This window comes from Salinibacterium sp. UTAS2018, from assembly GCF_004118935.1.
Lineage (GTDB): Bacteria > Actinomycetota > Actinomycetes > Actinomycetales > Microbacteriaceae > Rhodoglobus.
On the sequence record NZ_CP035375.1, the window covers coordinates 1,184,471 to 1,199,468 of the forward strand.

At 61.2% G+C, this 14,998-nt stretch carries 11 protein-coding genes; 3 read left to right on the plus strand and 8 right to left on the minus strand.

What is annotated here, in order from left to right:
- Positions 1-28: 28 nt before the first annotated feature.
- From ESZ53_RS05650 to manA, 6 genes are all read right to left on the minus strand, one after another.
- Positions 29-1,612 carry a DUF5719 family protein gene (locus ESZ53_RS05650; protein WP_129071930.1) on the minus strand — a complete coding sequence of 528 codons (1,584 nt, stop codon included), beginning with the start codon at positions 1,610-1,612 and terminating at the stop codon, positions 29-31.
- The gene (locus ESZ53_RS05655) at positions 1,609-4,419 is read right to left on the minus strand and encodes a glycosyltransferase family 2 protein (RefSeq protein WP_129071931.1); all 2,811 of its coding nucleotides are present in this window, start codon (positions 4,417-4,419) and stop codon (positions 1,609-1,611) included. The genes ESZ53_RS05650 and ESZ53_RS05655 overlap by 4 nt, the downstream gene beginning before the upstream one ends.
- A gap of 137 nt (positions 4,420-4,556) precedes the next feature.
- Positions 4,557-4,883, minus strand: a complete 327-nt coding sequence (locus ESZ53_RS05660) for a WhiB family transcriptional regulator (RefSeq protein WP_129071932.1) — start codon at positions 4,881-4,883, stop codon at positions 4,557-4,559.
- A gap of 140 nt (positions 4,884-5,023) precedes the next feature.
- The gene (locus tag ESZ53_RS05665) at positions 5,024-5,971 is read right to left on the minus strand and encodes a GDP-mannose 4,6-dehydratase (RefSeq protein WP_129071933.1); all 948 of its coding nucleotides are present in this window, start codon (positions 5,969-5,971) and stop codon (positions 5,024-5,026) included.
- On the minus strand, positions 5,968-6,957 hold the full coding sequence (locus ESZ53_RS05670; RefSeq protein WP_129071934.1) for a GDP-mannose 4,6-dehydratase: 990 nt from the start codon (positions 6,955-6,957) through the stop codon (positions 5,968-5,970). The genes ESZ53_RS05665 and ESZ53_RS05670 overlap by 4 nt, the downstream gene beginning before the upstream one ends.
- 123 nt (positions 6,958-7,080) lie before the next feature.
- Positions 7,081-8,265, minus strand: a complete 1,185-nt coding sequence (manA, locus tag ESZ53_RS05675) for a mannose-6-phosphate isomerase, class I (protein ID WP_129071935.1) — start codon at positions 8,263-8,265, stop codon at positions 7,081-7,083.
- A gap of 108 nt (positions 8,266-8,373) precedes the next feature.
- Here manA and ESZ53_RS05680 point away from each other — a divergent pair, with 108 nt between their 5' ends.
- From ESZ53_RS05680 to ESZ53_RS05690, 3 genes are read left to right on the plus strand one after another with little or no spacing between them, the layout of a single operon-like run.
- Positions 8,374-9,558 carry an acyl-CoA dehydrogenase family protein gene (locus ESZ53_RS05680; RefSeq protein WP_129071936.1) on the plus strand — a complete coding sequence of 395 codons (1,185 nt, stop codon included), beginning with the start codon at positions 8,374-8,376 and terminating at the stop codon, positions 9,556-9,558.
- A 9-nt stretch (positions 9,559-9,567) separates the two neighbouring features.
- Positions 9,568-10,896, plus strand: coding sequence for an O-antigen ligase (locus tag ESZ53_RS05685; RefSeq protein ID WP_129071937.1), 1,329 nt, complete (start codon positions 9,568-9,570; stop codon positions 10,894-10,896).
- A complete protein-coding gene (locus ESZ53_RS05690; protein ID WP_246837395.1) occupies positions 10,893-12,191 on the plus strand; it encodes an O-antigen ligase in 1,299 nt (432 codons plus the stop codon). The genes ESZ53_RS05685 and ESZ53_RS05690 overlap by 4 nt, the downstream gene beginning before the upstream one ends.
- 3 nt (positions 12,192-12,194) lie before the next feature.
- Here ESZ53_RS05690 and galE read toward each other — a convergent pair whose 3' ends face one another.
- Together galE and ESZ53_RS05700 are read right to left on the minus strand one after the other, a co-directional pair.
- The gene (galE, locus tag ESZ53_RS05695; protein WP_129071938.1) at positions 12,195-13,163 is read right to left on the minus strand and encodes a UDP-glucose 4-epimerase GalE; all 969 of its coding nucleotides are present in this window, start codon (positions 13,161-13,163) and stop codon (positions 12,195-12,197) included.
- 9 nt (positions 13,164-13,172) lie between these two features.
- A complete protein-coding gene (locus tag ESZ53_RS05700; protein ID WP_129071939.1) occupies positions 13,173-14,906 on the minus strand; it encodes a cell wall-binding repeat-containing protein in 1,734 nt (577 codons plus the stop codon).
- Positions 14,907-14,998 lie beyond the last annotated feature (92 nt).

The following is a 14,998-nucleotide window of genomic DNA, read 5'->3' on the forward strand; positions in this document are numbered from 1 at the left end:
GCTGTCAGAACGATCGGCCTCTGCGTTATTACGGGAAGACCGTGAGCGGTGACGAGCCTGGAGTCTGAGGGTCAATCGCGTAGGAGGAAAGAAAACCGTTCTCGGCCTGAGTAACACTGGCAAATAGCCGATCACTGTGGTTGGCCGTCAGGGTGTCGCCGTTGTCGACGGGAAGACGCAGCGTCTGTCCCGCGTCGATAACGTACTCCTCGGATTCTTCGCCCATAACCGCGAGCTCGAGCGTCACGCCTGCCTCAGAGGGGTTCGCGATGTTCAGCACCGCGTCCAGGCCGGTCGCAATCGTGAGCTGGGTATCGCCGGTCAAAGGCGGGCTAGCGGTGAACCACGCAAAGTCAGTGGCCGTGACTTCTCCGGAAGAGTTGAGTTTGCCCGAGGTTGTGCGGGCTGCGGCGACAATCGGGTCTTCAGATTCAATAGCCACCGTGTACTCGCCCGTCGCGAGCTCTTCGATCGGGATATCTGTGACAACTCCCGCGCTGAGGTCGAGCGTGAAAGTGATGGGGTCACGGTCGGTGTCTGCCGGAGTGAGAGTTGCCGTCATCGTGGTCGGCTCATCTCCCGGAACAAAGACTCGGATGGCGGCAATAACGTCATCCGTTTGCTCCGCAGAACCCCGCAATGCTTGAACAGCTTCGAGGTTCGTGACGACCATGCTGGGAATCACGAGAGTGCGAGACGGCGCTTGCGTTTGCCCCACGATCTCGACACCACCAGCGTCGAGCCCGCGAACGATCGTCTGCTGCAGCTCAGCGGTGATCTGGCCACCCGTGCTCGTCACGTGCACGACCGGAGAGGACGCTCCCGGCACAAAACCGGCGAGGGAAAGCACGCGCTGCCCGTTAGGCGGGACAACAATTCCTGCGGTGCCGGCAGCCGAAACCGTGCCACGCTCGTCGTAAATATCGAGGGTGACGGTAGAGGCAACTTCAGTGGGGTTAATCAACGAAATCAACGTCGATCGCCCGGTCGTGGTTGCGCCACCGACCAGCCAGCTATCGCCGCCGACAGCGCGGCAGCCCGCCGAGGCAAAACCATCGTAGTCTCCGACCGAAACCGACTGCGATTGCGCACCACTCAGCCGCATCTCTGACTCGGGAGACTGGGCATCCGGAGCAGCGCTGAGAACAAGAGGTTCTGCGACTGATTCCCCTTGTTGAGCATCGGATGCGGTGATGCGTGCCTGCTCGACGGTGCCGGCGCTCGACGCGAATCGTGTGACGGCTTGCCCCAGAGTGAACACGCTGGATGCCTCAGCGCCCGAGTCGTCGGAGAGCCTCAAGAGCGGTCCGGGGCACGTCAACTGCTGGGCCGTCGGCACCGGCACGACGAGTTCGCTCGGCGCTGACGCGCTAAAAGACGGAATTTCGAGAAAGCTCGACCCCAGAATTGTCGCCGCGGCCACGCCGATGCCGACAGCCCCCAGGGCGACTCGAGCGCCGACAGCGGCGATCGCTTTCGCTGAGACTGGGCGCCGCGTACTCGACTCAGGTTCCGGCGCACCGGTCAATTCTTGATCGTCGTCGAATTCGGCGCCGGTCGGCTCGTTCGGCAAAGCCGAAGCTTCATCCGGGGTGATCTCGTTGTCGATCATTCGTTCGCCTCAATCACGGTGACGGCGCTTTCGGCTTTCGCCGCTTTCACTCGCCGACGGCGTGTAGTCGGAATAGCCAGCAACAGAGTGAGCCCAAAGACGAGTCCTTGGCCAGCCAGCACGATCTGCCCCCAGCGAGATTCAGTGTTACTTGCGCCCACGGGGATCTCTTTTTCTTGCAGATCGGGGTAGTGCCAGAGGTGTCCCTGTGCCGTATCGCCAATGGGGTTGAGAAGGCTATTGCCGTCGAGCGCTTCGATGATGCGCTGACGTGTTTCTGCGATGTCCGCGTTGCTGCCCGGCGTCAAGACAACGAACGCTACTTGGAGGTCGTTGAGCTCGCGGGCGATTTCATAGCCGCTACGTGATGCGATGTTGCCGGCGAGGATCGCGTTGCGCACTTCAGCCTCAGAGAGTTCGGTGCTGGTAGCGGCCAGAGTGGATTGTTCGTCGAGTCCCGATCCTCGACCACGGTGCAGGTCGACCGTCATGGTCGAATCCGACGTCACCGTGAGTTGCAGCGTGCCGAGACCATCGCGCTGGGTGGATTCCGCCGAAACGAACGCGGGCAAGAGCCGCCCGTTGCTCGTGATGACCGGGCTCATCCCCGAAGCGAGCAACCAGAGTGGTGCCGCAGCGAGCCCCAGAATGCCGACTAAGGCCACGAGCGCCGGAAGGGTGGCATGGCGATCGAGATTGTCTATCGCGACCGTCAGTGCGCCGCAGAGCCCAAGCCAGTACAGGCTGAGGCCCGGAGCTGCCCACAGTCCAACTTCAGACTGACCCGACGCGCTCACCGACACGTGCGTTGCCGCGACAGCCGTCACGAATCCTAAGAGCGCCAAGGCGAGCGAAGGCACCGCGCGGCGTGTACCGGGCACGAAAAGACTCATCAGCGCGAGGGCTGCAAACGGTGCGAGCATGAGCGCGACGAGCAATGGCCCGTAGCGGTCGTTGAGACCGAGAGCGGCCAGCAAGGAACTCCACCCGTTGGAGCCGGGAACAACGCTACTAATCGCGAGCTGCCAGCCCGTGGAGGCTTCGCGCGCAACGGGCACACCCGGATCAGCGAAGATTGCCCAGAAGTTGCCGCGGCCCCACTGCTGAATCACGAGCGGAGCAAAAAGCGCTGCGGCAGGAATCACAATCCACAGCAGACGGTGAGTGGCCTTGGGACGAATAATGATCCACGCGACGAGAGCGATCAGCAGCGCGGGAAGCAAGCTGGGAGCAGAGGCAGTGACCGCCGCAAATAGCAGTGCGGCCAGCGCAGACATCGCCCAGTTGTGAGCGGCGCGGAGCACCGCGAGCACGAGCCACGGCAACAGAATGTGGGCAAGAACCGCGCCGAGCTGGCCTTCTCCGAGCGAGATCAAGAAGCTCGGCATCACAGTCCACGCGGCGGCGGCGATCGTGGGCGCCCAGGTACGTTCCGAAATGGCGGCCGCGCACAACCACGCAGCGAGCGCTGCCAAAGGAAGCGCTAGGAGGTAAAGCAGCACGATACTGAACGAAGGGTTCCAGAAGGTGAGAGAGCCGAGTACTGCTAGCACCACCGCAAACGGATCAGCGGCGACCACCTGTTGAGCTAGGTCGTTCCAGCCGTAACCGACGTGCGCCCAAAGTTCAGAGACAGTGGTCGACAGCGGCAGCAGGCCGCCACCAGTCAGCGCCTGCGCATCTACAAATCGTGAGAAGACCAGCATGCCGAGGATGCCGGCCAAAAGCACAGTCCAGGCTCCGCCGTTGCTGAAGAACTTCGGCCTCGCAATGTCGAACGCAGCGTCGGGAGCGTTGCCGTGACGCTCGTGGGCACGCCGCTCGCGAAGCTCAGCCCACGACATCCGCAGCGGATTAACTGCCGCGAAACCGACGCGTTTATTGCGGCGAAGATTGCGACGAGCAGCAACCACTCCCCCGTCGAAAATGGCAGCGAAAGCAGCCGCAAATTCTCCGGCGACAGCCGAAGGCTGCTTCGCCACAAGGTGGCCAAGGGAACGAAGAATTGCGAGTGGCAACAGCGTGAGCCAGTGCAACGGAACAGCAAGACTGGGCGCGTACACCAGGCGACGATGCAACTGAGCGAACCGCTGGAGCCGGTTGTGCGCGGCAGCCGAAACGGAACGCTTGCCGAACAGCTCGGGGCCGCCAGCGCTGGCCACACGAGCATCTGCGACGGCGATCACGCGATGGCCTGCTAACCGAGCGCGCACGCAGAAATCGAGAGCGGCGTCCACCGACGTGAGCTTGGGATCAAATCCGCCCAGTGCATTCCACACCTGACGACGAACGAGCATGCCCGCGCCGGCCACGCCGAGGGTGTCGGTCTGCACGTCGTGCTGAGCTTGGTCGAGTTCGTCAGTGACAAGGCCAACGGCCCGGCCGAGCGGCGTCAGAGTTTCGCCGAAGTTTGAGATCACGGATGGGTTATCCCAGCGCACGAGTTTGGGGCCGGCAACCGCCACAGACGGGGCGATCTCCACGGCACCGAGTAAGGCAGCTAAAGCGTGAGGATCCGGTGCGCTGTCATGAGTTAGCAGCCACAGCCACTCGTTTTCAGCCGATTGCGGCACCGCGCTGTGCAATGCGGAAGCAACTGCGCTGCCGAATGTTCGTTGATCATGAGCATCCGCGATCTGGGCCGAAGCTGAATTCGCCATGATCGAGAGGGAGTCGTCGCTCGAATCGGCGTCGACGGCGATCACCGAATCGGGTCGCCGAGTTTGAGCCGCGATCGCGGCAAGGGTGCGTGGCAAATACTTCGCACCGTTGCGGGCGACTAGTACTGCGGTGACTCTCGGCTGCATTTGTTTGAGACTAGGCGTCGTGAGTCTTCTTCTGCATCCGACTCGCTGCAGACCGGCGAGTCTGAGAGCATCCCCAATACGGGGTCATCGAAGCACAGCGCTCACGAACAGAGCGCACGCGTGAAGAGGAAATCGAATTAGCCAGCGCGCTTGCGCAGCTTGCGGCGTTCGCGCTCTGAGAGCCCGCCCCAGATTCCGAACCGTTCGTCATTTTCGAGAGCGTATTCGAGGCACTGGCTGCGCACTTCACACGACGAGCAAATCTTCTTAGCGTCACGAGTGGAGCCGCCCTTTTCGGGGAAGAAAGCTTCGGGATCGGTCTGAGCACACAGTGAGTCTGTCTGCCACGAGAGGGCATTGCCGTCTTCGTCAGCGAGAGGCTGACGAACTCCGGGAACTCCTAGCCGAACCGGGTCGACAAACCAGTCGTCGGGAACTCCCGCGCGGTAACCGCTGTCGCCCATGTGATCTATCTCCCCTCCGCTTTCAATGCTTCGCATCAAATCGCGTTACATAATTACATCGGTGTAGTTCCCAAGAGTCAAGTCGCAGATCATAATTGCCTCGACCGTGACTTAAGGGTTATGGCGCGCCGTGAGTTAAGTTAAGTCGACAAATCGAGATCATGATCGACCATCGCCGCCACGATCTCGTCGAACTGAACCGTCGGTGTCCAACCTAGGATTCGTTGGGCCTTGCTCGCATCCCCCCGTTGTAGGGCAGCATCACCTGTCCGCAGCAGCGAATCCGCCACCGTCACTCGATCAGCCCAATCATCGACACCCGCGCGCTCGAACGCCGCCGCCACAAACTCGCGAACAGAATGCGAGATTCCCGTCGCAATCACAAAATCGTCGGCATCCGGATGCTGCGCTGCTCGAACGAGCGCGTCAGCGTAATCCGGAGCCCAGCCCCAATCGCGGCGAGCATCCAGATTTCCGAGCTCGAGCGTGTCTTGACGCCCTTGAGAGATTCGCACTGCCGCCGCTGTGATCTTTCGCGTGACGAATGTTTCGGGCCGACGCGGCGACTCATGGTTATACAAAATGAGCGATGAGGCTGCAACGCCCGCTGAGCGGTATGCGCCGACGAGACCGTGAGCGTAGGCCTTCGCGGCCCCGTAGGGGCTTGTAGGGCGCACTGGGGTGCTCTCGTCCTGCGGTGAGACAGCAGGAGTGCCAAAGATTTCCGCGCTCGAGGCTTGAACGAAGCGGATGTCGACATCACCCTGATCATGAATGGCCTTGACCGCCGCCAACATTTCAGCCACCACCGCGCCGTTGAGCCTCGCTGTCAGCCCAGGATTCTGCCACGACTGGTACACCGAACTCAGCGCTGCCAAGTTGTAAATCTCCCGAGGCTGCAGGTCGGTGATGAGGTCACCAATCGCGCTGTCGGTGCTCAAATCGAGTTCGTGGGCAAGCACTCCCGGCGTCACGACTTCAGCGGCGTCGCGAGTCACCCCGTGCACTTCATAGCCCTGCGCGAGCAAAAGTTCTGCGAGGTATGAACCGTCTTGACCGGTGACTCCGGTGATCAGTGCGCGAGTCATTCCAGCCCTGCGAGCGCTTTCTGCTCGCTCAGGTCTGCATCGACCATCATCGACACGAGCTCGGGAAACTTGACGCGAGGCTCCCAGCCGAGCTTTTCTTTGGCCTTCGAGGCATCGCCCACGAGCAAATCCACCTCGGCAGGGCGCATGAACTGTTCGTCGAAGTCGACGTAGGGGGTCCAGTCGTCAATTCCCACGGCCGCAAATGCGTAATCAAGGAGCACGCGGATGCTCTGGGTCTCGCCCGTGGAGATGACGTAGTCATCGGGCTCGTCCTGTTGCAGCATGAGCCACATCGCTTCCACATAGTCTCCGGCGAAACCCCAGTCACGTTGAGCGTCGATGTTACCCAAGGTCAGTTTCTCTTGCAGCCCCAGCGAGATGCGGGCGACGGCACGCGTGACTTTACGCGTCACGAACTCTGGGCCTCGACGAGGTGATTCGTGGTTGAAGAGCACTCCCGACGAGGCGTGCATGCCGTACGACTCGCGGTAGTTGATCGTCATGTAGTGGCCGTACACCTTCGCCACGCCGTAGGGCGAGCGTGGCCACAGCAGTGTGTCTTCGTTCTGCGGAACAGTCTGAACTTTGCCGAACATTTCGGAGCTGGACGCTTGGTAGAACCGCACTTGCTGACCGGTGGCCGCGGTGTGTAAGCGCACAGCTTCGAGCGCGTTGAGTACGCCCATACCCGTGACCTCGCTCGTGAGGTGAGCGTTCTCCCACGAGTAGGCGACGAACGAGATCGCGCCGAGGTTGTAGAACTCGTCGGGCTTGGCGACGCTCATGGCGCGCATGAGGCTCGAGAGATCGGTCAGATCGCCGGTCAAGATTTCGACATCCGGGATCACGCGCTCAAGCAACTCACGCTTGGGATTGTTTTGACCACGCATGAGGCCGAATACTTTGTAGCCTTTCGAGAGCAAGAGCTCGGCGAGGTAAAGACCGTCTTGACCGGTGATTCCTGTAATGAATGCGCGCTTCATAGTTCTCTCTCTTGCTTGCGGCTAGGTGCGTCTGGGTGCGTCTTGGTTCCGAACCTACACGTCGGCCGAAGCAACGCTACTGGAACTTTCGCACCCCGCTGAGCCCACCACGGGCGCCGCACGCTACTGCGTTGACGCCACAAACAACTGACCGGTACCGCGGATGCTCACTGCACCCTCATCGGCTGTGATGAAGATCGACTCGCCCCGCGTCAACGTCACCGCGTGCTCGCCGCTGTCGACCATGAACTCTCCCACCGCGCACAGCACGATCGCAGCGCTGGGAAGCTGGACCTTCGCCGCCTCGTTCACCTCGATGAGCTGGAAGTCGCGCACCGGCGGCCGGAATGCCTGTGCCCCCTCGCCGAGTGGCTCCGCGCGGAGATAGGGAACGGGGCTCGCCGAGAAGTCGAGCACACTCACCAGCTCGGGCACATCGACGTGCTTCGGGGTGAGCCCCCCACGCATCACGTTGTCGGAGGATGCCATGAGCTCGATGCCGAGCCCGCGCAGGTAGGCATGAATGTTGCCCGCCGGCAGAAACAGCGCCTCTCCCTTTGCGAGCGTGACGTGGTTCAACATGAGAGAGATCAGCACCCCGGGATCACCGGGGTAGAAGCCCGCGAGCTTACGCACGAGCGCAAACTCCTCGCTTGCGCTGTCTGCTTCGGCGAGCGCCGTGACTCGCTCCACCAGCTTCGGCACCGGCGGCGCGGCGGAAATGAGCCACTCGAACATCGCTCGCAGATCGGAGTCAGCGCGAGCGAATGCCAGCCACTCGGCCAACAGGGCCGGCGTGGGGGCGCCGCTCGCGGCATCCAGTTCGACTAGTCGTTCAATGGATGCCCGGGTCTCGGCCATCGCCCGAAAACCGCACAGCGCCTCAAAGGTGTCACTGACCGCGAGAATGAGTTCTGGCTTCGCGGAACCATCTTTGTAGTTGCGGTTACTGGCCGTGAGCGGGATTCCCGCAGCATTCTCGCGGGCAAACCCAGCGGCAGCCTGCTCGGGAGTGGGATGGGCTTGCAGCGAAAGCGGTGCTCCGGCGGCTAACACCTTGAGGAGGAAGGGAAGTCGTTCGACTCCCGCGCCAAGAACCTGCTCGCCGTCGCGCTGGATCCACTCATGCAGATCGCCAGCGTCGCCCGTCGTTGCCGGGTCGAGAATGACACTCGGGCTGCCAGGATGGGCCCCCAACCACAGCTCAGCTTCGGGCTTGCCGGTGGGCGACGTGCCCAGCAACGCTGAGATCTCGCCAGCGGAGCCCCACGCGTAATCCCGCGGGGTATTAGTGATGCCTACAAACATTCAGTCAACTCTTCTCTCAGCGTTAGACCAAAGTACCAACCGTCTAGAAGCGACGCGTACTCACGCTTTAGGCTCGCACTGATTTCGATTAGCAATGGAGCGAAAACTATGTCATTTGAGACCCTCAGCAGCGACTTCTACGGCTACGAGAACGCCCTCACCGATCAGGAAAAAGAAACGATCGTGAAGTTGCGTGCGTTCCTCGACAAAGAGGTTCGCCCGATCGCCAACGACCTGTGGGCCAAGGCAGAATTCTTCAACCGCGACGTCGTAGTAAAGGGTCTGGCAGACCTCGGACTGTTCGGACTCCCCTGGGCCGAGACCCAGCACTTCTCGAACTCGGCCGTGTTCCGCGGTTGGGTTGCTCTCGAACTCGCCCGCGTGGATGCCAGTGCCGCCACGCTCGTCGGCATGCAAAACGGACTCGTCATGGGGTCCATCGGTGTCGCCGGCTCTCAAGAGCAGCGTGACGAGTGGCTGCCCAAGTTTGCCTCCGGCGAGCTGCTGGGTGCTTTCGGTCTCACCGAACCTCTCTCCGGCTCCGACACCGCTCAAGGCCTCCAGACTGTCGCCAAGCGCGATGGCGACAACTGGATCATCAACGGCGCGAAGCGTTGGATCGGTAACGGTTCCATCAGCGACGTGACCATCATTTGGGCGCGCGATGAGGAGGACAACCAAGTCAAGGGCTTCATCGTGCCGACCAGCACGCCCGGGTACTCCGCCACTCGCATCGAAAACAAGATGGCGCTGCGCATCGTGCAGAACGCCGACATCGTTCTCGAAAACGTTGTTGTTCCCGAAACCAACCGCCTGCAGAAGTCGCAGTCGTTCCGCGAGACCGCTGCTGTGCTGCGCCTCACCCGCGCCGAAGTCGCGTGGGCCGCGGTGGGAAACTCCATCGGCGCCTACGAAGCTGCGGTGCAGTACGCCAACGACCGCATCCAGTTCGGCAAGCCGATCGGTAGCCACCAACTCGTTCAAGAGCACCTCGCGAAGAGCCTCGGAAACATCACCGCCTCCATCGGAATGGTGACCCGCGTCTCTGAGATGCTCGACGAAGGTGTTCAGAAGGATGAGCACGCTGCTCTCGCCAAGGAATACACGACGAGCCGCATGCGCGAGACCGTCGCGTGGTGCCGTGAACTCATGGGTGGCAACGGCATCGTTCTTGACTACGGCGTCATGCGTCACTTCGCGGATGCCGAAGCGATCTACTCCTACGAGGGCACTCGCGAAATGAACACCCTCATCGTTGGACGCGCGATCACAGGTAAGGCTGCATTCGTCTAATCTTGCGACATGCGACTTTTAGCGAGCCCCCGGGCGCGGGCGTGGTTTCTCAGCACGTCGCTACTAGTCATACTCGGCGGCGACGCCTGGCGTTACTCGATTGGGTGGGTAGCTTTCGCCGTGCTTGCGGTGGCGCTCGCAGCGGTTTCGGTTTACGTTCTCATCGCGAATCGAGATCGCTGGAGCATCGGCGGCCTGCCCTACCCGCTCATCGTTTTCATGGTGCTGGCGACGCTCTCATTGGCGTGGTCGTTCTATCCGACCGCTACCGCCCTAGGGCTACTCAATACCTGGCTTACGGTGCTCGGCGCGCTCGCCGTCGCCACCAGCTTCTCGTGGCAAGAGATTCTCGACGCCACGGCACGCGCGCTTCGCATTCTGTTGGTGGTCTCCATTGCTTTCGAGCTGTTCGTCGCCACGGTCATCCGCCAACCTGTCGTTCCGCTTGCACCCCAACCTGAACTTGCTCTAGTGCCGGGCGGACCGGTTCCGCTGATGCTCCAGTGGTCCCGTAACGTTCTGTTTGACGCTCTCGACGGTGGGCGCATTCAGGGGATCGTCGGTAACGCAAACCACTTGGGCTTTCTCGCGTTACTCGCCCTCATAGTGTTCGCGATTCAGTGGGCTCGTGGCACCCTCACGCGGGGATCGTCACTTGTGTGGCTCGCGCTGGCTGCGCTCACTCTGTTCTTGGCACGCTCCGCTACCGTCACCGTGGCACTGGTAGCCGTGATCGTGACCGCGGTGGCGATCTTGTTCATCCGTTCTCGACACTCGGATCGCGCACGCGCCACGAGCCAGATCGTATTCTTCGCGGCGATCGTGACTGCGACCACGGTTCTCTTCACTTTTCGTGATGTGTTCTTCGGGCTACTCAGCAAGAGTGAAGACCTCACCGGTCGTGCTGAAATTTGGCAGAGCGTCACCGCGCTCGCCCAGCAGCGCCCGGTCTTCGGCTGGGGTTGGGTCAGCGTCTGGATGCCGTGGGCTGAGCCGTTCAGCGGACTGGCGCAGCGCAACGGCGTCGTTCAGGTGCAGGCCCACGACGCCTGGCTCGATGTCTGGCTACAGCTCGGAGTCGTGGGCGTTGCCGCTTTCGCAGCGATCGCGATCACTACCGTTGTGCGCACTTGGTCACTCGCTGTCGACCGCCCCCAACGACTTCCCGGACAACCGCTCGCGTTCACCGCCGGATCCCTAGCGCCGATGCTCGTGATGGTTGCTCTCTTGGTGCAGTCGATCCCCGAAAGCAGGCTCTTAGGCGAGTACGGGCTCTACATTCTCGTCATCATCGCCGTTAAGGCGAAACGCCCCGATTGGTCAGGAACACTTCAGTGATCTCGCGCACTTCACTCAGCAGAGCGGTCGAGATCAGCGCGGCGTTGCTCTCGTCACCCCGTTCGTCTGCCGCTCTCACCACCGCGACCATCGGTACCGCAGTGTTCGCGTTTTTCCTCAGAACCGTGCTCGGTGTTCCCGGACTGCTGGCCGTTCTCGTGACGCTTCTCGTTCTCGTTTCGCTCTCGGCTTGGGCACAGTGGAAGAACATTGGCTGGCGAGCTCTCGTCCCGCTTTCCCTCATCGTCTTTACCGTGTGGGTTTGGCTTTCTATCGCATGGTCTCAATACCGCCTCGAGACCGCCGCGAGCGCCCTGTACCTCCTGTTGCTCACGCTGTTGGGCATGTATATCGCGTTGGTGAGAGACACCATTCAGATCGTGCGTGCCTTCGGCGACGTCTTCCGCGCCGCACTCGTGGTCTCGCTGGTCTTTGAACTGCTCACCGGGCTTATCTTCGATACGTCGCTCGACGCCCTTTCGATCCAAGGAAACTTGGGCACCGGAGAACCCATTCAAGGCGTCTTCGGAACCCGTAACCATCTGGGCATGATCGCGCTGATCGCCCTCATCACCTTTGCCATTGAGTACGCGACGAGATCTGTTGAACGCAACCTTGCCGTTGGCTCAATCGTCGCGGCCGTTCTCGTTCTGCTGCTCTCCCAATCGCCGCTCGCCTTGGGCGCCGGACTGGTCATCGCTGCCGCTACCGCCGCGCTCGTCGCACTGCGTCGGGTGCCGTCGGGGCGACGACGCTACTGGCAGATCTTTCTCATGAGCGTGACAACGGCCATCCTGATCATTAGTTGGGTCTCTCGGACTGCCATCGTCGCCTGGTTCGATGCAAGCGACGAACTCGCGTACCGCCTCGGGGTGTGGCGCCAACTCTGGACTCTTGGCGACACTCATCGCCTCGAAGGGTGGGGCTGGATCGGCCCGTGGGATGCCGGGGTCGTTCCCTATCTCGGATTCGGAGACTTCAGTGTTCGCGTTCCCGACTCTGCCCACAACGCCTATTTAGATGTGTGGTTTCAACTCGGCGTCGTCGGATTCCTGATCTTTGTCGGCCTGCTCGGCCTCGCGTTCACGCGCTCGTGGCTATTAGCTTCTCGACGCCGCAGCATCGTATTCGCTTGGCCCGCCCTAGTGCTACTCGCCCTCGCTCTTGGGGCGCTTGCGGAGAGTTCGATCCTGACGGACTTCGGCTGGCTCGCGTTCGTGGTGTGCTGCGTGAAAGCGTCCCGAGAACTCAGCTGGCGACGGGCGCTCGACTCCAGCCCATCATCCGGAATCTAGAAGTTAACTCTGAGCCTCAGCGGGCTGCCGGGCCTGCCAAGCAGAGTTCACGATGTCGTCGACGCTGAAACGCGCCGACCAGCCCGCAAACTCTTTGATCGCAGTGACGTCGCCCACGATGGCAGCGGGGTCACCCGCACGGCGAAGCTGCACGTCGGCCGCTAGCGCCGAGCCCGAAACGGCAAGCAACGCGTCGACCATTTGGCGGACGCTCGTGCCCACACCGGTGCCCACATTGAGGATGACGTTGCCCGGCTCTTCCGGCAAGGCGTCGAGGACTGCTAAATGAGCTTCCGCGACGTCGACGACGTGAACATAGTCCCGAACGCACGTTCCATCAGGGGTGTCGTAGTCATCGCCGAAAATCACCGGGGCGGTGTCGGCCGCGATGTGATCGAGACAAATAGGAATCAGGTTGAGCGCCACTGAGTCGGCAAGCTTCGCGTCTCCCGCTCCACCCACATTGAAATAGCGAAGGCTCGCAGCTCTAAGCGCCCAGGCTTGCGCCGCTGCGCTGAGAATCTGTTCGCCAATAAGTTTGGTTGCCCCGTAAGGGCTGATGGGCTCTGCGGGGGCCGCTTCCGTGATTGCACCGGAGGCGTTACCGTAGACCGCTGCCGACGACGAGAACACGAGCTTGTGAACGCCAGCATTCTCCATTGCCATGACGAGCTTGGCGATCGAGCCCACGTTGTCGGCGTAGTACATCGCTGGCTTTGCCACGGATTCGCCCACTTGCTTGTGCGCTGCGAAGTGGATTACCGCATCGATGGCGTGCTCGCGCAGCGCCGCTTCGACTTCTTCAACCGTGGCTGTCGAAAGATTAAGGTTCACCAACGGCGTGGAGCCAATGCGCTCGATCTTTCCCGAGCCCAGATTATCGAGCACGACCACCTCGTCGCCTCGCGCTGCCAACAGTTGAACAGTGTGGGCACCGATATAGCCGGCGCCGCCGGTGACAAGAACTCGCATACGCCTAGTCTAAGAGGCGCAGTTCGTGAGCTTCTCTACCTTGCTGGAAAGCGCACTCGTGCCGCCCAACAGCACCACGTCGCGGGCACCGAGATCCTTGATCTGCTGCAGCACTGCCTTAGGAACGCACGTGGTCTGCACGATGTATAGCGGCACCGATTGGGCACCCGCCACCGCCGCACCCGAGAGTGCATCAGGGAAGTTGAAGCCGGATGCGATGTAGACCGTCTCTGCGCTATCGAATGCCGCGTCGTTGATTGCCGCCGACACGATGAAACGGTCTTGACCGCCGATTCGCGTCACGTTCGATGAGCCCAACAACGACTTGAGGTTCGATTCGATACCGCTACTGACGGCACCGGACCCGCCCGCGATCGTGACCGATGTGATCCCGAGTCGCTTGAGAAGAGCTTTGGTTTCGGCGTCGAGCTTCGACGACTTGCCCGAAACTAAAATCACGGGGCTGCCGGCGGCGGCCGCGGCGGAGCTCGCCGACAGGGCGTCTGCGAAGGTCGTACCGGTTGCGATGTAGGCCGAGGTTGTCGTTCCCGCGGGGAATGCCGACTCAGCGATCAATCGAGACGATTCATAACGGTCGCCGCCCGAGATCCGTGAGATCTTCGACGCGTAATTCGAGAGGCTGTTGTAGACAGTCTTCGAGATCGCGCCGGTTCCGCCGACGACAACGATTTCTTTGGGCTTCAGGCGCTTGAGCTCGGTGGCAGTGCTCGACGGGATTGCCGACGATGTGACGAGCAGAAGCGGGCCATCGTAGGCAGCGGCAGCAGCCGCGGCGCTGAGAGCGTCGGGAAAGTCCATTCCGGTTGCGACATAAACGCGGTCGATTCCTGCGGTGGAGTATGCCTTCTTCGAGAGTGCCGACGACACGATGAAGCGGTCTTGACCGCTGACGCGCGACACCGACACGGAAGGGGTGATGTTGGTGGGGTTGCCGAACCAGGAGTAGTAGTAGTCCCAGAAGTTGCGGTTGCCGTACGAAGAGCAGCCATCGCCGGTAGACCCGAGATTGGCCAGCGCCGCCGAGTTCGGAAGGTACGGGGTGTAGTTGTAGAGCGCCGCGGTGGCGTAGTTCGAGATCTTTACTGACTTAGTACCGCACTTGCTGTTGTACGGGTGGTAGGCGATCGCGTGGGTGCCTGGCTGCTTCGCGAAGTTCGCTGCCTTATACGCTTTGAACTGCCGGGTGCCGGTGAAGACCTGATAGCCGAATCCCTCGTAGTCGGCGGAGCATCCACCGTCATCGGGGCATCCGTAGCCGAGTGCGTTGTTAATGTTCCAGGAGCTCGGCTTCGAGTCCGTAATCAGACCCTGTTCCTTCTGAAGGGTGACCAGAATCACTTTTGCGCTGATGCCACAGGCAACCTGAGCGCGATAGATGATCGTGGAGGCCAGCAGATTTTTGCCGCCCTTGATCTCGTTGCAAATCAGGTTTTTGGTTGTCGACGACACTTCTTTGGGCCGGGTGTCGACATCTTGCCGAAGAGTCTTCAAAACTCCGGTCTTGCCGTTCAGGAACGCCTGAATTTGGCTCTCCGTCATCGCGGAACCGTTGTAAAATTCGTCATCACTGATGATGTTGCCGGGATCGAATTCGCTGCCGCTGTAGGCAGAGGCAGCGTCGGCAGGCCCCGGCACGACGATGCTGGCAGCCAGAACGGCTACCGCCCCGATCACCGCTGCGGCCCTGAAAACTCCGCTTCGAACAGATGAAAAAGTGTGCATTCTGCAATCCCCCAAGCAAACACGCGTTGTTACAGGATATGTCTAATGTGAAGAATGTGAAGACCCTGTTTGAGTGTCATAGAGCGAGTCGC

Coding starts and splice junctions, on each gene's coding strand:
- ESZ53_RS05665 (WP_129071933.1), bottom strand. CDS start 5,971: ATGACTCGCGCACTGATCACCGGAGTCACCGGTCAAGACGGTTCATAC.
- ESZ53_RS05680 (WP_129071936.1), top strand. CDS start 8,374: ATGTCATTTGAGACCCTCAGCAGCGACTTCTACGGCTACGAGAACGCC.
- ESZ53_RS05700 (WP_129071939.1), bottom strand. CDS start 14,906: ATGCACACTTTTTCATCTGTTCGAAGCGGAGTTTTCAGGGCCGCAGCG.
- ESZ53_RS05655 (WP_129071931.1), bottom strand. CDS start 4,419: ATGCAGCCGAGAGTCACCGCAGTACTAGTCGCCCGCAACGGTGCGAAG.
- ESZ53_RS05660 (WP_129071932.1), bottom strand. CDS start 4,883: ATGGGCGACAGCGGTTACCGCGCGGGAGTTCCCGACGACTGGTTTGTC.
- ESZ53_RS05670 (WP_129071934.1), bottom strand. CDS start 6,957: ATGAAGCGCGCATTCATTACAGGAATCACCGGTCAAGACGGTCTTTAC.
- galE (WP_129071938.1), bottom strand. CDS start 13,163: ATGCGAGTTCTTGTCACCGGCGGCGCCGGCTATATCGGTGCCCACACT.
- ESZ53_RS05685 (WP_129071937.1), top strand. CDS start 9,568: ATGCGACTTTTAGCGAGCCCCCGGGCGCGGGCGTGGTTTCTCAGCACG.
- ESZ53_RS05650 (WP_129071930.1), bottom strand. CDS start 1,612: ATGATCGACAACGAGATCACCCCGGATGAAGCTTCGGCTTTGCCGAAC.
- manA (WP_129071935.1), bottom strand. CDS start 8,265: ATGTTTGTAGGCATCACTAATACCCCGCGGGATTACGCGTGGGGCTCC.